The organism is uncultured Marinobacter sp. (assembly GCF_947488835.1).
Classification (GTDB): Bacteria; Pseudomonadota; Gammaproteobacteria; order Pseudomonadales; family Oleiphilaceae; genus Marinobacter.
Genome location: NZ_CANLBK010000001.1, coordinates 1 through 19392, shown reverse-complemented (window position 1 = coordinate 19392; position 19392 = coordinate 1). Strand labels below are relative to the sequence as shown.

Here is a 19392-nt window from a genome sequence, read left to right as displayed (position 1 = left end):
AATTGAGGGAGGCCTTCTCCCTATGCGCCAGGTCTGAGCCCACACTGCTCAAGCAATAACTGCCAGGCTTTGGTATGGCTCTCCACAGCGCGATCCAGATTGGCCCAGGCACTTTCATGGCCTTCAAGGGCAAGCGTTGAGCGACGCCACTCACGAAAGTCTGCTGGCATCACCTCTGCCTGCATATCCGCCAGCTCGGACAAAGGTTCGATCAACCCCCTACGAGCCCGTCGCAAGTCGGCCAGATAGGGCTGAACTTTTCCTATGTAGATACTGAAAAACATGCCCTGAACGATATCCGATTGGCTGTTGGGCTTGCCGTTGAAGCAGAGTGGCCGGCTATCCAAGCGCTGTTGGATCAGGTGAGTGGCATCGTCGAGGCGTGTAGCGACCAGCTTGCTGCTGTTGATGAGTTGCCCTGCCCTATATTCCGCTTGCCAGCGCTGATGCACGTTACCCCAGAAGCCCAGATCTACATCAAGGTTCTGATCGAGAAGCGCTGCTACGGTTTTGTTTAACTGACGGACATCCCGGGCAAGGTCCGAGAGAGGATATTCAGCCCCAACCGGATACTCGCCCTTGGCGAGCGTGAACAGGGTTTCTACTTCCTCCAAGCCCCAGGTAGCGTTCCAGATGGCTATTGGCAGTGACTCACGCTTGCTGGCAATAGCCTGATTTAAAACATCCTGAAGTTCTTCATCCTCCACCGTTTTCAAGCATTCTGCAGCTGCTTGGATGAAGCGCACCTCATAGCGCAAGCGATTCAGGGGCTGCATAACCTTGCCCATCACGGAGTTTTTCTCCCCCACCACATACTGCAGCTCGCAGCCGTACAGCGACAGGAAATCCAGCATGCCCAGCTCCAGCTCGGGCATTAGCAGTACGCGGTTACGGCGTCTGGGAATAGGGCTTGCTGAAGGAATCTCTGAAAGCTCTGGCTCTGTGTCCAGAACCCGACCAACCCGCTCCACGTATTCGTCCATCATGGGGCGGGCATTGGAGAATGGATTGCACCCGGCAAGCAGCAAGATAATTGCACTGGAGACAAGCAACCTGACAATTTGGGTTGCACACATATTTACCTCCCGGCACCCGCTTGTGCTCGCGAGCGAACGACTACCGCTTCCGCAGCAGGGCAGCGTCCACCTCGGCGAAATCCCGGGCGACAAAACGCTCTGTTTCGGGCAAATCACCATCCCGGATCAACCAGGCAGTTTTCATACCTGCGGCCTCTGCTGCCACAAGCTCAGCCTCAACATCCGAGAGAAACAGGACAGTCGCGCCCTCTACACCGAGTTCCTCAAGAATGTTCCGGTAGGCTTCCGGCTCTCTCTTGCCACCAATCCGGGTGTCGAAATAACCAGAGAAAAACGGTGTGAAATCGCCAGATGTGGTAAAGCCGTAAATAAGCTTTTGGGCTTTTACCGAACCAGACGAATAAACGTACAATCGCAGGCCACGATCATGCCAGTGCTGCAGGTACTGAGCGGCGTCTTCGTAGATATGGCCGTTGAGCTCACCTTGTTGGTAGCCCTGCTCCCAAACCATGCCCTGAAGCGCCTTGAGCGATGTAGCCTTGCGGTCTTCACAAATCCACCCCTGAAGTGCTTCGATCAATGCCCCGGCATCCTCGCGGTCTGCGCCGGACTCTTCTGCCACTCCATCCAGTTGTTCCGACACTTCGGGGCTATCCCAGTGTTCGCGTACAAATTCCGGCAGGTGTTCGGCGGCATAGGGAAAAAGCACATCGTGCACAAAGGATATTGAACTGGTAGTGCCTTCAATGTCCGTAAGAATTACGCGAATCATAGCGTCTCTCCTTCCAGTGCTTCATAGCGCGGTAATTGCCCGGCAATATCATCTCCGGTGAAATCCGCAACCCAGCCTTCAGGATTGGTAAACAGGCGAATACAGGTAAACTCAGGCTCCGGCCCCATATCAAACCAGTGTCTGGTGCCTTCCGGCACGCTGATCAGGTCGTTTTTCTGACACTGAACCGCAAATACCTGATCGCCAAGATGCAAATAGAATATGCCCTGCCCGCGCACGAAAAATCGCACTTCATCTTCGCTGTGGGTGTGCTCATCCAGAAACTTCTTGCGAAACGCGCCTTTCTGGGGATTATCCGGATTCAGACTGATCACATCGGCGGTCTGAAAACCGCTTTCTGCCTTCAGCTTCGCAATCTCAGCGCTGTAGGCTTGCAGAATCTGCTCCGGTGCTGCATCCGCCGGCAGGCTCTGGGTTGGCCAGCGTTCAAAACGAACGCCCCTGCTTTTCAGCAGCGCCGCTATTTCACCAGAATCCCGGGTGACTGCCGGTGCAGCTTCCGGGTTTTGGGCGTCAAAAACACTCAATGTCGTCATGGGCGAACCCTCATGGTTGCGAGCTCACACTCGAATAAAAATTCAAAGGCTTCCACATGCCGCAGGCAATCGGCCATGGTTTTGCCCCATGTATATAGCCCGTGCCCGCGAATCAGGTAACCGGGTTGTTCAGGATGTTTGAGGAACCACTCCCGGGTGTCTCTGGCCAAAGCTTCAATATCCTGAGTGTTATCAAAAACCGGAACCGTTACAGCTGTTTCGTGGGTTTCCACACCATCAAACGCTTTTTGCAGTTCATAGCCTTCAAAACTTAAATGTTCCCCAGCAGTTACCAGCCTGCTTAGCACTGTCGCATTCACAGAGTGGGTGTGAAGAACCGCGCCAGCATCCGGAAAAACCTGATACAGCGCTGTGTGTAACAAGGTTTCTGCAGAGGCGCGGCTGTTACTCTGTACCGGCCTGCCCTGAAGATCGACCACCATGACATCACCTGCACCCAACTGCCCTTTGTGGCGACCGGACACTGTAATGGCAATATGATCCTGGTCTACTCGGGCAGAGTAATTGCTGCTTGTGGCCGGAGACCAGCCCCGCTCGTACAGAAAACGCCCGGCATCCACTATAGATTCGGCAACAACAGAGTATTGGTTTACATCAAACACGGTTTTACTTTCCAAATGGTGAAGGGCATGGCTCATGAGTTATACGCAAATGATGCCGTGCTGTAATCAGATCAGCAACTATAGAAATGGCAATTTCTGCAGGGGTTTTGCTGGGAATGTTAATGCCAATCGGTGCCCTGAGGTGCTGCAAATCAGCCTCACTAATCCCCAGCGATAACAACCGCTCCCGTCGGGTATCAGAGGTTCGTTTTGAGCCCATAGCACCCACGTAAAATGCCGGCGACTGCAAGGCCGCCAGCAGTCCCATATCGTCTATTCTCGGATCATGAGCCAGAGCCAAGACGCCGCACCAGCTATCATTAAAGGACTCGGCGACCAGATCATCTGGCAAGCGCCGGTCGAGTGGCAGGTGCGGATACCCCCAACCAGAGGAAAAAGCTTCCCGCGGCTCGCAAAGGGTTACGGTGAAATCCGCGGCAGTCGCAAATTCAGCTACATAACGCGCCACCTCACCAGCCCCGATCAGGAGTAACCTGCACTCCGGCTGCAGTGTCTGGAGCAGTTCTTCACCATCAAACACAATGCCCGGCCGAGCAGTTGGCCCCGGCATTTCCAGTTCAACAATGCCCTGCAGGCTGACTCTGCGAGAGACGGGCTGGCGGCTCTTCAAGGTTTCCGCCAGCTGGCGCACATGTTCCAGAGCACTGTTTGCGCTAGCTACCGCGCCCAAGGGTTCCACCATTAACCGGATGCAGCCGCCACAGGGCAACTGGAAATCGTCACGATCACTGTCGGTAATGCCATAGTCCACCACCAGCGGGTAGTCCGCGCCCTCTTCTACCGTACGGCGCAGGAGATCCTCTTCCAGGCAGCCGCCAGACACCGAACCACTCCACTGCCCTGCATCACTAACCGCCAGCCAGGAGCCTGCGGGCCGAGGCGATGAGCCCCAGGTTTCCACAATAGTACAGAGCCACACCCGCCTGCCTTGCTCAAGCCACGATAATACATCTTGGATTACTGACCCATGGCCACCGGTCATCTGTGGTGATGGGGTGTCAGGCATCTGCTTTCAAAGGCAGAGTACGCTGACGTTTGCCAGTCAGTGCGAACAGCGCATTGCCCAGAGCAGGGATAACCGGCGGCACTCCAGGCTCGCCAACACCGGTAGGGCCTTCGGTACTCGGCACTATATCCACCGTAACTTCTGGCCGCTCGTACTGCCGCATTAGCTGAGTGTCGTGGAAGTTGCTCTGCTGCACCCGGCCACCCTCAAAGGTTATCTCGCCGTACAGCGCTGCAGTAAGTCCAAAGATAATCCCGCCTTCTATCTGATCTTGCACAATACGGGGGTTAACCACTTGGCCGCAGTCCACAGCGCAGGTGACCCTGTAAACCTTGATGACTCCGTTCTCCACGCCGGCTTCTACAACCTGCGCCACAAAGGTTCCAAAACTCTTGAATAGCGCTATGCCTCTGCCGCGACCTTCCGCGACAGGAGTGTCCCAATCAGCCAGTCGCACTGCTCTATCGAGCACTTCCAGATGACGCGGTTGATCTGCAAGCAGGTTGCGGCGGAACCGGTAAGGATCTTCCCCAACTTCGTGCGCCAGTTCATCCATGAAGGTTTCAACAGCAAATCCATTATGCGAGTAACCAACTGAGCGCCAGAAAGTCACAGGTACACCCGGGTCTGTATGAGTGTGGCGGATGTCTATGTTGTCCACGTTGTAGGGGTACTCTATCGCCCCCTCAATCGCAGACATATCCTTGGGGGTTGCTATCCCTTCGGCTAACAAACCAACTTTGCCAAGGGTGTCGTACATAAACTTTGGTGCCCAGGGGTATTGCGCCGGTGCGGCATTCCGCACGTACCAGTCCAGCAGCTGAGGACCAACGATCTGGTGATGCCAGCCTGACAGCTCCCCAGCCTCAATACCGGCCTGCATTCTGTGCAGCATGGCTGGGCGATACAGGTCGTGTTGCGTATCCTCTTCACGCGACCAAATCAGCTTCACCGGTTGCTTCACCCGATAAGCAACTGCAGCTGCTTCTTCAATAAAATCCTGGGTCAAGCGACGACCGAATCCGCCACCAATAAACGTGGTATGAATCGTGACATCACTTGGTGAAAGGTCGGTTACCCGGGCAGCCGCTATACGGCCCAGATCCGGAGCCTGTGTAGGCGCCCAAACTTCGATGCTGTCACCTTTGTACCACGCCGTGGCGTTCATCGGTTCCAGCGTTGAATGGGCCAGGTAGGGCTGACTGTACTCCGCCTCAAATACCCTCCCTGCTTTTTTAACCGCACCCTCATAGTCGCCTTCGCTACGCTCTGACTTGCCGCGATCTTCATCGGCGGCCTTTCGGTAGGAATCAAACACCTCGCTAGTGGAAAGCGAGAAGGCATCCAAGTTGTCCCATTCTACTTTCAACGCGTTCTGGGCTTTTCGGGCACGCCAGTACTTGTCGGCAACAATGGCCACACCGCGCTCAATCTCAAACACATCAAGAACACCGAGCATGGCGCGAACTTCACTTTCATTGAAAGCCTTTACACGGCCACCGTGCTGGGGCGGCCGGCTTACCACGCTATAAACCATGCCCGGGAGTTCAACATCTATGCCGTAAACTGCGGTGCCTGTGGACTTTGCACGGGCATCAAGCCTGCCTCGCTGCTTGCCAATGTACTTCCACTCACTGGCAGGTTTCAGTGCAACATCTCCGCGAATAATCTCTTTGGAGGCCAGTTCTACCAACTGTCCGTAGCGCATGGAATCCAGGCCATTGGGGTGAAATACTCGGCCTTGGCGTGCGGTGCACTTGTCCGCATCCACATTCCAAACCCTGGCAGCTGCCAAAATGAGCATTTGCCGCGCCGAAGCCCCGGCCATCCGTAGCGGTTCCCAGCTGGTGGATATACTGGTACTGCCCCCTGTGAGCTGCAGCTTGTACAAAGGGTTACGATATTCCGGTGCCACTGGCGCGAACCTGGGGGTGATCGCCTCCGGGTCAACTTCCAGCTCTTCTGCAATCAGAGTGGTCAGGCCGGTATAGGTACCCTGCCCCATTTCAACTCGGGCCAGGGTAAAATGAATTTCGTCCGTATTCGTTATCTCAAGCCAGGCATCCGGTTTCCACTCACCCGTTTCCTCTTTGTAGCCTGTCGGCATTCCGGAACAACCAGGGAGTGAGAGAGACAGCATCAATGACCCGGATGCACCTGCACCCACCTTTAGAAAATCACGTCGGTTCATCGTCATATCAGTTTCCCTCTCCAGACACAGAAGCATCGTATGCCAGAGAACTTCCTGCCACTGACTCAACTGCGGCAATGATTCGAGAGTAGGTGCCACAGCGGCAAAGGTTGCCGGTCATGGCTGCAACAATATCGTCCCGGGCAGGCGCCGGATTGGTTGCAAGAAGATGTGCAGCACTCATTATCTGGCCAGACTGGCAGTAGCCACACTGGGGCACCCCCTCTGCAATCCATGCTTTTTGCAGGGCGTGCAACTGGCCCTCTTCTGCCAAGCCTTCTATGGTTGTTACCTCACCACCGGTGGCCACCTCTACCGGTGTTGAACAGGAACGCACTGGCTGCCCATTCAGGTGCACAGTGCAGGCACCGCAAAGCCCCACACCACATCCAAACTTGGTGCCTTTAAGCCCGAGCTCATCACGTAATACCCACAATAGGGGGGTATCACCCTCAACATCCAGCGACCGCTGCTCGCCGTTAACTGTAAGGCTCAGTGCCATGCCTGTTTACTCCCACTGTTTGTCCCGGCGTGCTATTCAGGCGTACTCTCCAGATGCACTACTCAGGCTTCTTGTTTTATGTACCAGAAAACTGTTTTATCGCCTTCTGTACAGGCGTTACTTCACAACTTCCTCGCCGTCTTTATTAACCCACACTTCACGGTCTTCTGTATTCATCTTGCCTTTCGAATCCCAAATCTCACGATTCTGGGTCTTTTCTTCAATTTTGCCTTTGTCATCCCAGATCACACGGTCTTTGCATCCCGCCAGCGCGACAACCGCAAACATTATCAGTGCAATTTTTTTCATCGAAAACTCCTCAATTCAGTTTGGGGTGTGGAGCTGATTTCAGCCCTCAGGGCACGAAACAAAGCGCATAGTGCTAACTTGTCCCATATAACTCCCGGTTATGCTGCTTTTCCCTGTCGCTCTTGCGCACCATGACATATACCGCTCCGGTCCCTCCATGGCGCTTTTGGGCCGAATGGAACGCCATTACAGCCAAGAGTTCTGGCAACCACTTGGCAAGATAGCTTTTGAGCTGTGCCACTCCATCAGGATTCCGCTCGCCTTTGCCGTGAAGAATTATGACGGACCGCAGGCCATAGCGGACACAATCCTCAACAAACTGGAAAACCTCTTTGCGAGCCTGCTCAACCGTCATCCGGTGAAGATCCAGCCTTGCCTCGATCGGGTATTGCCCAAGCCGGAGCTTACGGAAGACGCCATTTTGAATCCCTGAGCGTTGCCAACTGAGGATGTCGTGAGCGGTTAGGGGTTCAACAATGTCGGAGGTTAGTGGATTTGCGTCTCTGAACGTTGTTTCCACGGCAGATCGCTGACGCTCCAAATGACCGGGCGTCAATTCACGGGGCGTCGTTATCTCAGCGCGATTGGGCTTTCGGATGCGCCGAACGTCTTTCATTTCCTCAAGAAAGCTGAGGCGATCATTTTTGGTAGTCATGGTCGTGCTTTCAATAACCTGCAGAATGAGGGAACTTTACCACCCGCCACACTTTCCATAAAGAAAGTCGGAGGGTTGCCTGTACCTGCCCCCAAGCATCCACTGATCGATCGCGGGTGCGACCAACATCGTAGGGTGGACGCGCGCGCCAGTGAACTACACTGTAAACTCACAATAATAACGAATGAGCGGATTGGCCATGGCAGCAGCAAATCAGGACAACAGTCGCCCGCAGAATACCCGCTCCATCATGGTCTTCCTGCAAGCACATGCACCCTTCTCGAACATGGATGATGACCATCTTGCGCACTTTGCAGAACATTCCACGCTGCGTTTCTATGCCGATGGCGATGTTGTTCTTGCGGCCGAAGATGGCGTTGTTAACAGATTCTACGTTGTTAAACAGGGGCGGATTCGTGGAGAGCGCCATAATGAGAAAGCAGATAAAACAGAAACCACGTTTGAAATCAGCATAGGCGAGTGCTTTCCCCTGGCGGCCATTGTGGGCGAACGGCCCACCCGTACACTACACCGCGCCGCCGGCGACACCTTCTGCCTCAGCATCGAACAGGATGCTTTTATTACGCTGATTTCCGAAAGCGAACCCTTCCGTGACTTCTGCTTGCGCGGTGTCAGCAGCCTGCTTGATCAAGTAAACCAGCGCATACAAACCGGCGCCATGGTCTCCATGGGGTCCAGCATATCTTTGAGCACGCCTCTTGACCGTTATGCGCTTCGCAATCCGATTGTATGCACTCCGGATTTGCCCATACGCAAAGCGGTTGCCCTCATGCATGAAAACAACGTTGGCAGTATTGTCATCACCGATGACAACCGACATCCCGCAGGAATTTTCACCCTTCGGGACTTACGCACCATGATTGCAGAAGACACCTGCTCTCTGGACGCTCCGGTGCGCCAGATCATGACGAAAAGCCCCTGTTGCCTCCCCGCAACTGCAGATGCCTTTGCGGCAGCCATGCTGATGGCAGAGCACCATTTTTCGCATTTGTGCCTGGTGGACGAGAACAATTGCCTGATTGGAATGGTGTCGGAACGTGACCTGTTTTCCCTGCAACGGGTCGATCTGGTCAGCCTTGCCAGGACCATTGGCACCGCTACCCATTTGAGAACTCTGGTCAGCCTGCGTACCGACGTTTCGCGACTGGTGGATGCCATGCTGGCCCACGGTGCCGATTCCGGGCAAGTTGTAAAGATCATCACCACGCTTAACGACGTTACTGTGCGGCGCGTGCTTGAACTGAATATCCAGAAAAACGACCCGGGAATACCCTTTACCTGGCTCACATTTGGCAGTGAGGGCCGGCAAGAGCAAACCCTGCTGACCGATCAGGATAACGGCATTCTTTTCCAGACACCCGATGGAATGACGGAAGATCAGGTACGTGAAAAACTACTGCCGTTTGCCCGAACCGTTAACGATGAGCTTGCGGAGTGCGGATTCACTCTGTGCCAGGGCAACATCATGGCCAGCAACCCCAAGCTGTGTTTGAGCGACCGCGAATGGGATGATTGGTTCATCCGATTCATAGATGCCTCCACCCCACAAAACCTTGTGTATTCATCCATTTTCCTGGATATGAGAGCTATTTTTGGCCCAACAGATTCCCTGGATGAGCTCCTTGCAAAAGTGCTCTCGAGAATCCAGAAGAACGCGCTGTTCCAGAAAATGCTGGCAGGCAACGCATTTCAGAGAAAACCGCCGCTAACCATGTTTCGCAACTTTCGCTATGTCACAGACGGAAACAAGCGCAGCCTGGATTTGAAGCGCCAAGGCCTTGCGCCCTTCGTAGAATCAGTGCGAGTGTTTGCGCTGGCTAATGGAATCAAAAGCGCAAACACACTTGAAAGAATGGACGATCTTGCCCAAGCAGGCGTTTTTGATATCAAGGATGCCAACGCATGGAAAGACGCCTACAGCCTTATACAGGCCATTCGCATGCGCTCCCACCAGGAAATGCTGGAACGAGGAGAAGAGCTCACCAACTACATCGATCCGGACGATCTGAACCCGCTGGACAGGCGGATTCTCCGCGAGTCTTTCCGGCAGGCCCAACGCCTGCAACAGAAACTCGAAGTTACCTATCAACTCTGAATTCAGGCCGCTGCCCCATGCTGAAACAGATCAAACAGTGGATTGCACGCCATCGCTCTGGTCAATCGGGCAGCACTGCCCCAGAGAATACGCCTACTCCCAAAACCCCGGGGGATCAGCTCCTTTCAGAGTGTCGCCTGATCGTTCTGGATCTCGAGACCACCGGCTTAAATGCTGGCAAGGATGAAGTCATCGCAGTCGGCGCAGTCGCCATCAACGGAGGGGCTATAGATCTCAGCGACCAATTTGATCTGATTTTGAGGCGCCCTGAACTGGACATTACCGAAACAGTATTGATTCATGGTATTGGGCCGGAAGCTCTCACTCAAGGCCATGAAACTGAGGATGCGTTACTGTTTTTGCTGGAATGGATGAACGGTGATCCGGTGCTCGCATACCACTCTGCATTTGATCAAAAGTTTTTGGAGAAAACCCTCAAAGCTGAGCTCGGGTATACCCGAAACCATACATGGATGGATGTGGCAGATCTGTTACCGGCATTCTTTCCGGATGCCCCCACCGGAGGCAAAGGGCTTGATCACTGGGCTGATTTTTTTGGCCTTGAGGTCAGTGCAAGGCACCACGCGGCCTCAGACGCCCTGGCGACTGCCGAGCTAACCCTCATCGCGCTAAACAGGGCCAACAAAAGCGGCCTGAAAACCCTAAAACACTTGCACGACAAACTACGCTATCACCGCCGGCTACAAAGCATTCATGGTGTGTGATCTCGCCGATAATCCCTTCTAAAACCGACGTCTGCTACCACTCTTTACTCATAATTAGACTTTTTGCCAATATCTATATATCACCTTACCGGTAGAGTCAGTCAAGAGAACAAGTAGGGGAAATACTAATATGAATAACAATCTCTCTGGCTCTCTCAGCTCACCAAATACCCACTGCAGACAAACAACAACAAGACAGGAGTAATCCTAATGTCAGGTCATAGCTACGATGCTGAAAAGTACTGGAAGGCGAATCTTCGCTTAATATTTGGGAGCCTGATTGTCTGGGCTCTGGTCTCTTACGGCTTTGGAATCGTTCTGCGCCCTATGCTCTCCGGCATACCTATCGGCGGCACCGATCTGGGCTTCTGGTTTGCTCAACAGGGCTCCATCCTCACGTTCATTGCACTTATCTTCCACTACGCGTGGCGCATGAACAGACTCGATAAACAATTCGGCGTGGACGAGGAGTAAGTTTATGAGCCAATTTGCAATCAACATCATGTTTGTAGGTGGGTCCTTCCTCATCTACATACTCATCGCTGTTTGGGCCAAGGCCGGAAGCACCAAAGACTTTTATGTTGCTGGCGGTGGAGTTCACCCCATCACAAACGGCATGGCTATCGGTGCCGACTGGATGTCTGCAGCATCCTTTATCTCCATGGCCGGTATTATTGCCGCCAGTGGTTACGCAAGCTCCGCCTATCTGATGGGCTGGACGGGCGGATACGTTCTGTTAGCGATGCTACTTGCTCCCTACCTGCGCAAGTTCGGCAAATTTACGGTTCCGGAGTTTATCGGCGATCGTTTCTATAGCAAAAAAGCCCGCCTGGTTGCTGTAATCTGCCTGATTGTTGCATCCCTTACCTACGTAATCGGCCAGATGGCGGGTGCCGGCGTAGCTTTCTCTCGCTTTCTCGAAGTTGATTCCACAACAGGCCTGATGATCGCTGCGGTCGTTATCTTCATCTATTCCGTACTTGGCGGCATGAAAGGCATTACCTACACTCAGGTTGCCCAGTACTGCGTACTGATCGTTGCCTATACAATTCCGGCCGTATTCATCTCCTTCCAGCTGACTGGCAACCCCATTCCGGCACTGGGTCTGTTCTCAACACACATCGATTCCGGAATGCCGATTCTCGACAAACTGAATCAGGTTATTACTGATGTTGGTTTCAGTGAATATTCTGCAGACGTTGACAGCCACCTGAACATGGTTCTGTTCACCCTGACCCTTATGATCGGTACAGCCGGCCTTCCCCACGTTATTATCCGCTTCTTCACAGTACCGAAGGTTGCTGATGCGCGCTGGTCTGCTGGCTGGGCACTGGTGTTTATTGCCCTACTGTACCTGACAGCGCCTGCTGTTGCGTCCATGGCTCGCCTGAACCTGATGACAACCGTTTACCCGGATGGCACTGCTGCAGAGCCGATTCGATATGAGGATCGCCCTCAGTGGGTTAAAGAGTGGGAAGTTACTGGCCTGATCAAGTACGTGGATAAAAACGAAGACGGCCGCATCCAGATGTATAACGACGGATCCGACGAAGCCGCCCAGGCGTTCCAGCCTCAGGCTGAAGCTCGCGGCTGGGAAGGCAATGAGCTGGATGTGAATCGCGACATTATCGTACTCGCCAACCCCGAAATCGCCAACCTTCCTGGTTGGGTTATCGGCTTGATTGCTGCAGGCGGCCTTGCTGCGGCACTATCAACAGCGGCAGGTCTACTACTAGCGATATCTTCGGCAATCAGTCACGACTTGATTAAGGGCTCAATCAATCCGGGCATCACAGATAAGGGCGAATTGCTGGCAGCCCGCATCTCCATGGCCGTTGCGATTGTTGTTGCAACCTACCTCGGCGCCAATCCCCCAGGGTTTGCAGCACAGGTTGTAGCACTGGCTTTTGGTATCGCAGCAGCCTCGTTGTTCCCGGCCCTGATGATGGGTATATTCTCCAAGCGCATTAACAATACCGGCGCTATTGCGGGCATGTTGAGCGGTCTGGTATTCACTCTTTCGTACATCTTTGTGTACAAAGGATGGTTCTTCATCCCAGGCACAGCTAACCTTGCGGATACACCTGCAAACTGGGTGTTTGGTATCTCTCCACTGTCGATCGGTGCTATTGGTGCGTTGGTCAACTTTGCGGTAGCCTTTGTTGTAGCAAATGCGACTGAAGAGCCGCCCGTTGAGATTCAGGAACTGGTTGAAAGCGTTCGTTACCCCCGCGGTGCCGGACAAGCTCAAGACCACTAAGCAACACTCTGACCTGATTGACTCATCGAGTTGTCAGGTTGTTCTGGACGGGCTTCCTCAATGAGGGAGCCCGTTCTTTTTTAAGGAAAATATTTTATGTTCTGGACTCTTGTCGCCACCGTCTTCTGCGGGCTGGGTGCCGCCGGTATCGCTCTGGGCATCCGCGCTGCAACCCGTAACATGGCGCCTAAATGGATTATTCCGGTATTTGCCGGTATCGGTATGCTTGGGTATTTGATCTATGGAGAATACACCTGGTTTGACCACAAACAGTCGCGCCTGCCAGATGAAGCCGTGGTCGTGAGTACAGAGCGAAAAGGCATCTTCTGGCGGCCTTGGTCCCTGGCCTACCCGTATGTGACCGCTTTCTCCACCGTGGATACAGACAGCATCAGCCGAGAAGATACCCGCAATTCTGATATCGTCAGATTTACACTGTATCGCTTCGAACAGAAGATAACGGATTCGGTATCTCACAGGGTCCAAATCATTAACTGTGCGACCCGCGAACTCGTCCCTCTGGGCTCCGATGGAACACCGCGGATAGATAACCTCAAGGTTTTGGAACGAAACGACAAACTTTATTCAACGGTATGTTCAAGCTGATATTCTGGTACGGAGACCAGGTAACCTGCCCTACCTGACGGAAATAAAGAACTATGATTAGTGTCTGGCTGCTGGTTTTAATTTCCATCACCTACATATCAATCCTGTTTATCATCGCCTGGGCGGGTGATAAACATCCGGGGCTTTATAGTCGGCGCCTTGCCAGAACGCACGTTTACTCGCTGTCGCTGGCAGTCTACTTCACCTCTTGGACGTTCTATGGCGCAGTAGGCCGGGCCACTCAGGAAGGTCTTGGATTTCTGCCTATCTATCTCGGCCCCTTGCTGGTCTTTGTATTCGGTGCACCACTGCTACGACGCATCATCTATATAAGTAAGCGCAACAACAGTACCTCTATCGCAGACTTCATTGCGTCTCGCTATGGCAAATCCCAGCTATTGGCAGCTATGATCGCCGCCTTTGCTCTGATTGGTAGCGTGCCGTATATAGCTCTGCAGCTGAAAGCAATCGCCATGGGCTTTAGCGTGCTGTCCAACACCGGAACCGGAGCCCAACAGCTAAGTACTGCGGCATGGAGTGACGCTGCCTGGTACATCACCCTCGCTCTCACCGCATTTACCGTTCTTTTTGGCACCCGTCATCTGGAATCTACCGAGCACCACCGCGGCATGATTCAGGCCGTGGCCTTTGAATCACTGATTAAACTTATTGCCTTTGTGGCCGTTGGGCTTTTCGTTGGATATGGGCTTTATAATGGCTTTGGCGATTTGGTGAGCAATGTAAAGCAAGCAGATCTAACTGGCATTCTTACAACCGATGGCCTTGAGGCTCCTGCTTTCATCACCCAGACACTCGTTGCAATGCTTGCCATCATCTGTCTGCCCAGACAATTCCACGTAATGGTGGTCGAGAACGCCGATCATCGGGACTTCGAAGTCGCACGCTGGGCAATGCCCGTATATCTCATTGTTGCCAGCGCCTTCGTTCTGCCCATTGCAGCGGCTGGTCTTTTGGCACCAGGAGCAATCGCGAGCAACCCGGACATCCTCATTCTTCAGCTACCAATCATGGCTGGCAAAGAGTGGCTGGCGATTCTCGCCTTCCTCGGAGGCGGGTCGGCAGCTGCCGCCATGGTTATCGTATGCTCCGTCGCGATCGCCACCATGGTAAGCAATGAAATCATCATGCCGGCTCTACTCAAATTTTTCCGGCCTCGGATGAATCGGCAGGCCGATCTAAGTTCCCTTCTATTGGGAATCCGCAGGGTGGCAATTTTTGTGGTTCTGCTTACGGCTTACGGCTTTTACCGTATGGCAGGAGCAGATTACAGCCTGACGTCGTTCGGGCTTTTGTCTTTCGCAGCAGCGGCACAATTTGGGCCAGCATTAGTAGGAGGCATTCTGTGGCGGCGCGGGAATGCCACAGGCGCCGCCTGGGGTCTGGGGCTTGGCTTTTTCATCTGGTGTTACACCCTTCTGCTGCCCGCACTTGCATCAACAGGCTGGTTTAGCGATTCACTCATCAACGAAGGCATGTGGGGCCTGAGTTGGACCAGACCAACCGCGCTGTTCGGGCTGGACCTCGACGAGACCAGTCACGGCATTATCTGGAGCTTGGGAACAAACACTCTGGTTTACGTCCTGCTGTCGCTAGTCACGCGGCAAAGGGTGCGCGAGAAGATTCAGATTGCCTCGTTCTTTCAAGACCCTCACCCGAAAGGCGACACCGTCCATCACCAGAGCTGGCAAGGTGAAATACTCACATCAGACCTTCAGGCACTTAGCGACAGGTTTATGGGCGAGGAGCGCTCTGAAACAATTTTTCATAATTATGAGCGCCGCAATGCGGTGAGGCTTCACCTGCACCGCCCTGCATCCTCCCATTTGATGAAATACGTAGAGCGACAGCTTGCCTCGGTAATCGGGGCCTCTACCGCAAGGGTCGTCTTGGAATCAACCCTCACGGGCCGCGATATGCAGATCGAAGACGTGGTTAGCATCGTCGACGAAGCCTCGCAAGCCATGACGTTCAGCCGAGAGCTGCTGCAATCCGCTATTGAGAACATTAGCCTTGGCGTGTCAGTGGTCAACCAGCAACAGCAGGTGGTCGTCTGGAATCAACGATACCTTGAGCTATTCAGCTATCCGAAAGGTTTTGTAAAAGCCGGTAGACCTGCAGAAGATCTGATGCGCTACAACCTGACAAACGTCCACCTACCAGCACGGCGTATTGATGAAATCATTTCAGACCACTATGCCAGCATGCGAGAAGGCAAACGTATATCCTACGAGCGCCAGAGGCCAGACGGAACCGTCGTCAAGATAGATGGCAGCCCAATCCCCGGCGGCGGTTATGTAACGACATTCCAGGATGTTACAGCCATGCGCCGCACTGAGCAGGCGCTCAAAGAAACGAACACCTATCTTGAACAGCGGGTTAAAGAGAGAACCCAGGAACTGCAAGTTATCAACGAGCAGATGCTAAAAGCCAAGTCGGTTGCGGAGAAAGCGAACCAAAGTAAAACCCGCTTTCTGGCGGCCGCCAGTCACGACCTCTTACAGCCTCTGAATGCTGCTCGCCTTTTTACTTCAGCACTTGCAGGTAAAGCCAGCAGTCCTGAGACAGAAGAACTTGTCGACCACATCGACAGTTCACTCGGAGCAGCGGAAGAGATCATCAGCACCCTTCTCGATATTTCCAAGCTCGACGCAGGCGCACTGGAACCAGACCTAGGAGTATTCCCGGTTAACGATATCATGCGCCATCTGGCAACAGACTTTACAGCGATTGCAGAAGATCAAGGCCTCAAGCTGCATGTAGTACCAAGCACCGCATGGATCTACTCAGACTCGAAACTGCTCCGGCGGGTGATACAAAACTTCCTCTCCAACGCAATTCGCTATACGACACAAGGCAAAATCCTGATGGGCTGCAGGCGCCTGAAGGGCTACCTGCGCATCGAGGTTTGGGATACTGGTCCGGGCATACCCGAAGATCAATTAACCTTGATTTTTGAGGAGTTTCGCCGCTTTCAACACGGAAGAGACAAAAAAGGTCTCGGTCTGGGCCTGGCAATTGTCGACCGTATCAGCGGCATGTTGAACTATCCTGTAAATGTCCAATCCGTACAGGGCAAAGGCAGTGTCTTTGCCATAACAGTTCCCCTCGCGCAAGCTGTAGAGGCACACCAAGCCACGGAGAAAATTGCCGCAAAAACGTCTCGGCGCGTTTCCAGCCTAAGTGGCCTGAACGTTCTGTGCATCGACAACGACCCTGCAATACTGCAGGGAATGGTCGCCTTGTTAGGGAACTGGGGATGCGACATCACCCCTGCTGAAAGCCTGGATACCGCTCTGGAAAAGCTTGGGGGTATGCAGCCCGACATCATACTTGCGGATTACCAGCTTGATGACAACAAAAACGGGCTGGACGCAATGGATGCCATACGTGAATCGGTACAACACGTCGTACCAGGCATTCTGATAACCGGGTATATGGCTCCAGAAGTACGGGATGACGCGATTGATCGTGGTTACCAGATTCTCTACAAGCCAGTTAAGCCAGCAGCCTTGAGAGCCTTGGTGAACAAGTTACTGAAGCAAAAACGCTCATGAGTGCCCCTGTCAAGAGTGTGTTCGCGAAGCTCTCTTATCTGGTGGTTGACGATTTCGAGAACTTCAGGATTTCCATGCGCCACATGCTTCGCAGCTGCGGCGCCGATAATATTGAACTGGTCGCCCATGCCAAACCCGCCATAGATTACTGCACCTACAACCACGTAGATGTAGTGCTCTGTGATTACAACCTGGGCAAGGGCAAAAACGGTCAACACATTCTTGAGGAGCTTCGTCATAAAAAGCTTCTGAAACGGTCCTCGCTTTTTCTCATGGTTACCTCGGAGTCTTCCAGAGAAATGGTTATGGGGGCACGGGAATACCAGCCAGATGCGTACCTCACGAAACCAATCAACCGCACAATGCTGGAAAAGCGCCTCAGTAGCTTGATTAGCCAACGCAACGCCTTACTACCGATCAACCGTGAAATGGACAGGGAAAACTTTCCGGAAGCGATTTCGCTCTGCATCACAGCCCTCAGCCGACTGCCACGCCACAAAACATGGCTGATGAAAACCTTGGGAGAACTCTACTTTCTGTTAGGGGACCTCTCGCACGCGATCAAGGTGTACGACGACGTTCTGTCCCAACGCGAACTTTCATGGGCACGAGTCGGGCGCAACAGGGTGCTTCTTGCCAACCATCGCTACGATGAAGCAGTTGAAAGTTTGCGAAAGCTGATCACGGTCCACCCTGATTACATGGAGGCCTACGATCTTCTAGCCGAGGGACTGGAGCGTCAAAATCGCTCCGGTCAAGCCCAGAAGGTTCTAGAGCACGCAACAACTCACTCTCCTAACGCCCTGCTTCGACAAAAACACCTGGCTGAGTTGGCAGAAGTCAATCAGGACATGGAAGCAGCTGCAGATGCATGGCGGCAAACGGTTCGCCTTGGCGCCCATTCTATTCACCACAGTTCTGACCACCATATCGCACTGGCTCAAGCTCTTTGTGACCTGAGCGACGGTGAGATGGATGAAGAGAGCGAAGCATTAGCGCATGAAGCAACTGCAGTTCTAGACAACATGAAAAGACAGTTTTCGGACAACGGAGTCATCGAACTTCGTAGCCTCATCATCCAATGCAGGATAAAGGCGAGGCGTGGGGAGGCGGAAAAAGCCAATTCGATACTTGAGAGCATCAGGGACAGAGTAAACCAGACCGGCCCTATGGATCTGGACACAGGGCTGGATTATGCAAAAAGCTTATATCGACTGGACCATGCAAGCGAAGCGATAAAGCTGCTCGGGTGTCTACATGAGCGATATGGTCAAGATCCTGAAGCTGCCAGAAAGATCGAAAACCTCTTGGACGAACCCGTCAGCTTCCGTATGAAAATCAAAGCCCGCGGCCTTAACCGGGAAGGGATCGCAGATTTCGAATCCGGTGCCTTCAAAGAGGCTGAGCGTACTTTTTCTAAAGCACTTGAGATAATCCCCAATCACCCCGCGCTTAATCTCAATCTGGTTCAGGTGTTAATCAAACAATATGAAGAAACAGGTACAGCCGATATGCTGATCGAACGCTGTCAGCATCACCTTAGACGTTTGGCTGCCCTTCCGGAGCAGCATGGGCAATATAGGCGTTACCTGGCTCTGCAACGAAAACTGAAGGCACTAACTTCATGAAAAACCGAAATATCGACTTTTCTATGGTTCTCGCTCTGGCAGTACATGATATGAAAAACTCGCTTGGGATGCTGCTCAACTCCCTGGATGAGCTACGAACCGAAAATGAAGCAAAGCTGAACGAATCCTCAAAGTTTAATACCCTCCAATATGAAGCTGAGCGGATTCATAACGATCTGGTACAGCTGCTGGGAATATACAGACTTGGGGAAAACAACCTGTCAGCCCATATAGAAGAGCATCCGATCTCGGAATTCTTGTCTGAACACCTTGCCAGGCATACGCCACTTCTGGAAGGGTTGGGAATTGAGTGTTCTATTGAATCCGATGCCATCAACGGGTTCTTTGATGCAGATCTGCTTACCGGCGTCTTAAACAACACCATCAACAACGCAATACGGTATACAAAGAGCCAGATCAAATTAACCGCAACGGAACGTGGAGGTTACCTTGTTATCGGGGTAGAAGATGATGGAGAGGGTTACCCCGAGAGTATGCACCATACAGGGACCCTTAGTTTCAAATCTTTGAACTTTGATACTGGAAGTACCAGCCTAGGCCTTTTCTTCGTATCTGCCGTTGCCAACCTTCACAACGAAGGAGATCGAAGCGGCTACATCAAGCTCCACAATGGCGGTGATTTAGGTGGTGGTGTTTTCGAAATATGGCTTCCCTGATTGCTTTTGCGATCATTTTTATAATTTCGGACATAAAAAAACCCCAGCTTCGTTGGAAGCTGGGGTTTGGTATTAAGAGTCTGACGATGACCTACTCTCACATGGGCAAATGCCACACTACCATCGGCGCAG

At 53.0% G+C, this 19392-nt stretch carries 17 protein-coding genes; 8 read left to right on the top strand and 9 right to left on the bottom strand.

Going from position 1 to position 19392, the window contains the following annotated elements:
- Positions 1-20: 20 nt before the first annotated feature.
- The 9 genes from Q0824_RS00085 to smrA all read right to left on the bottom strand — a co-directional run bounded on the left by Q0824_RS00085 (position 21) and on the right by smrA (position 7673).
- Positions 21-1076, bottom strand: coding sequence for a DUF3080 domain-containing protein (locus Q0824_RS00085; RefSeq protein WP_298446747.1), 1056 nt, complete (start codon positions 1074-1076; stop codon positions 21-23).
- 40 nt (positions 1077-1116) lie between these two features.
- Positions 1117-1809: an acireductone synthase gene (gene mtnC, locus Q0824_RS00080; RefSeq protein ID WP_298446745.1), complete on the bottom strand. Its 693-nt coding sequence runs from the start codon at positions 1807-1809 to the stop codon at positions 1117-1119.
- On the bottom strand, positions 1806-2366 hold the full coding sequence (locus Q0824_RS00075) for a cupin (protein ID WP_298446743.1): 561 nt from the start codon (positions 2364-2366) through the stop codon (positions 1806-1808). The genes mtnC and Q0824_RS00075 overlap by 4 nt, the downstream gene beginning before the upstream one ends.
- Positions 2363-2989, bottom strand: a complete 627-nt coding sequence (locus Q0824_RS00070) for a methylthioribulose 1-phosphate dehydratase (RefSeq protein WP_298446741.1) — start codon at positions 2987-2989, stop codon at positions 2363-2365. The genes Q0824_RS00075 and Q0824_RS00070 overlap by 4 nt, the downstream gene beginning before the upstream one ends.
- A 4-nt stretch (positions 2990-2993) precedes the next feature.
- Positions 2994-3992: an XdhC family protein gene (locus Q0824_RS00065; RefSeq protein ID WP_298449456.1), complete on the bottom strand. Its 999-nt coding sequence runs from the start codon at positions 3990-3992 to the stop codon at positions 2994-2996.
- Between the two features lie 16 nt (positions 3993-4008).
- Positions 4009-6213 (bottom strand): xanthine dehydrogenase family protein molybdopterin-binding subunit, encoded by a 2205-nt coding sequence (locus tag Q0824_RS00060; RefSeq protein WP_298446740.1) that lies wholly within the window; start codon positions 6211-6213, stop codon positions 4009-4011.
- 1 nt (position 6214) lies between these two features.
- A complete protein-coding gene (locus tag Q0824_RS00055; protein WP_298446739.1) occupies positions 6215-6709 on the bottom strand; it encodes a (2Fe-2S)-binding protein in 495 nt (164 codons plus the stop codon).
- A gap of 117 nt (positions 6710-6826) precedes the next feature.
- Positions 6827-7018: a hypothetical protein gene (locus tag Q0824_RS00050; RefSeq protein ID WP_298446737.1), complete on the bottom strand. Its 192-nt coding sequence runs from the start codon at positions 7016-7018 to the stop codon at positions 6827-6829.
- 73 nt (positions 7019-7091) lie between these two features.
- Entirely contained in the window at positions 7092-7673 is a 582-nt protein-coding gene (gene smrA / locus Q0824_RS00045; RefSeq protein WP_298446735.1) for a DNA endonuclease SmrA, read from the bottom strand.
- A gap of 199 nt (positions 7674-7872) precedes the next feature.
- Between smrA and Q0824_RS00040 the strand changes: the two genes are divergently transcribed.
- The 8 genes from Q0824_RS00040 to Q0824_RS00005 all read left to right on the top strand — a co-directional run bounded on the left by Q0824_RS00040 (position 7873) and on the right by Q0824_RS00005 (position 19260).
- Positions 7873-9789 carry a putative nucleotidyltransferase substrate binding domain-containing protein gene (locus tag Q0824_RS00040; RefSeq protein WP_298446734.1) on the top strand — a complete coding sequence of 639 codons (1917 nt, stop codon included), beginning with the start codon at positions 7873-7875 and terminating at the stop codon, positions 9787-9789.
- Positions 9790-9806: 17 nt separating this feature from the next.
- Positions 9807-10514 (top strand): 3'-5' exonuclease, encoded by a 708-nt coding sequence (locus Q0824_RS00035; protein ID WP_298446732.1) that lies wholly within the window; start codon positions 9807-9809, stop codon positions 10512-10514.
- A gap of 210 nt (positions 10515-10724) precedes the next feature.
- Entirely contained in the window at positions 10725-10988 is a 264-nt protein-coding gene (locus tag Q0824_RS00030; protein ID WP_071268071.1) for a DUF4212 domain-containing protein, read from the top strand.
- A gap of 4 nt (positions 10989-10992) precedes the next feature.
- A complete protein-coding gene (locus Q0824_RS00025) occupies positions 10993-12774 on the top strand; it encodes a sodium:solute symporter family protein (RefSeq protein WP_298446729.1) in 1782 nt (593 codons plus the stop codon).
- Between the two features lie 96 nt (positions 12775-12870).
- A complete protein-coding gene (locus tag Q0824_RS00020) occupies positions 12871-13380 on the top strand; it encodes a hypothetical protein (protein ID WP_298446727.1) in 510 nt (169 codons plus the stop codon).
- A 53-nt stretch (positions 13381-13433) separates the two neighbouring features.
- Positions 13434-16955, top strand: a complete 3522-nt coding sequence (locus Q0824_RS00015) for a PAS domain-containing hybrid sensor histidine kinase/response regulator (RefSeq protein ID WP_298446725.1) — start codon at positions 13434-13436, stop codon at positions 16953-16955.
- Positions 16952-18583 (top strand): response regulator, encoded by a 1632-nt coding sequence (locus Q0824_RS00010; protein ID WP_298446724.1) that lies wholly within the window; start codon positions 16952-16954, stop codon positions 18581-18583. Before Q0824_RS00015 ends, Q0824_RS00010 begins: the two co-directional genes overlap by 4 nt.
- Entirely contained in the window at positions 18580-19260 is a 681-nt protein-coding gene (locus Q0824_RS00005; RefSeq protein ID WP_298446722.1) for a HAMP domain-containing sensor histidine kinase, read from the top strand. Before Q0824_RS00010 ends, Q0824_RS00005 begins: the two co-directional genes overlap by 4 nt.
- Positions 19261-19392 lie beyond the last annotated feature (132 nt).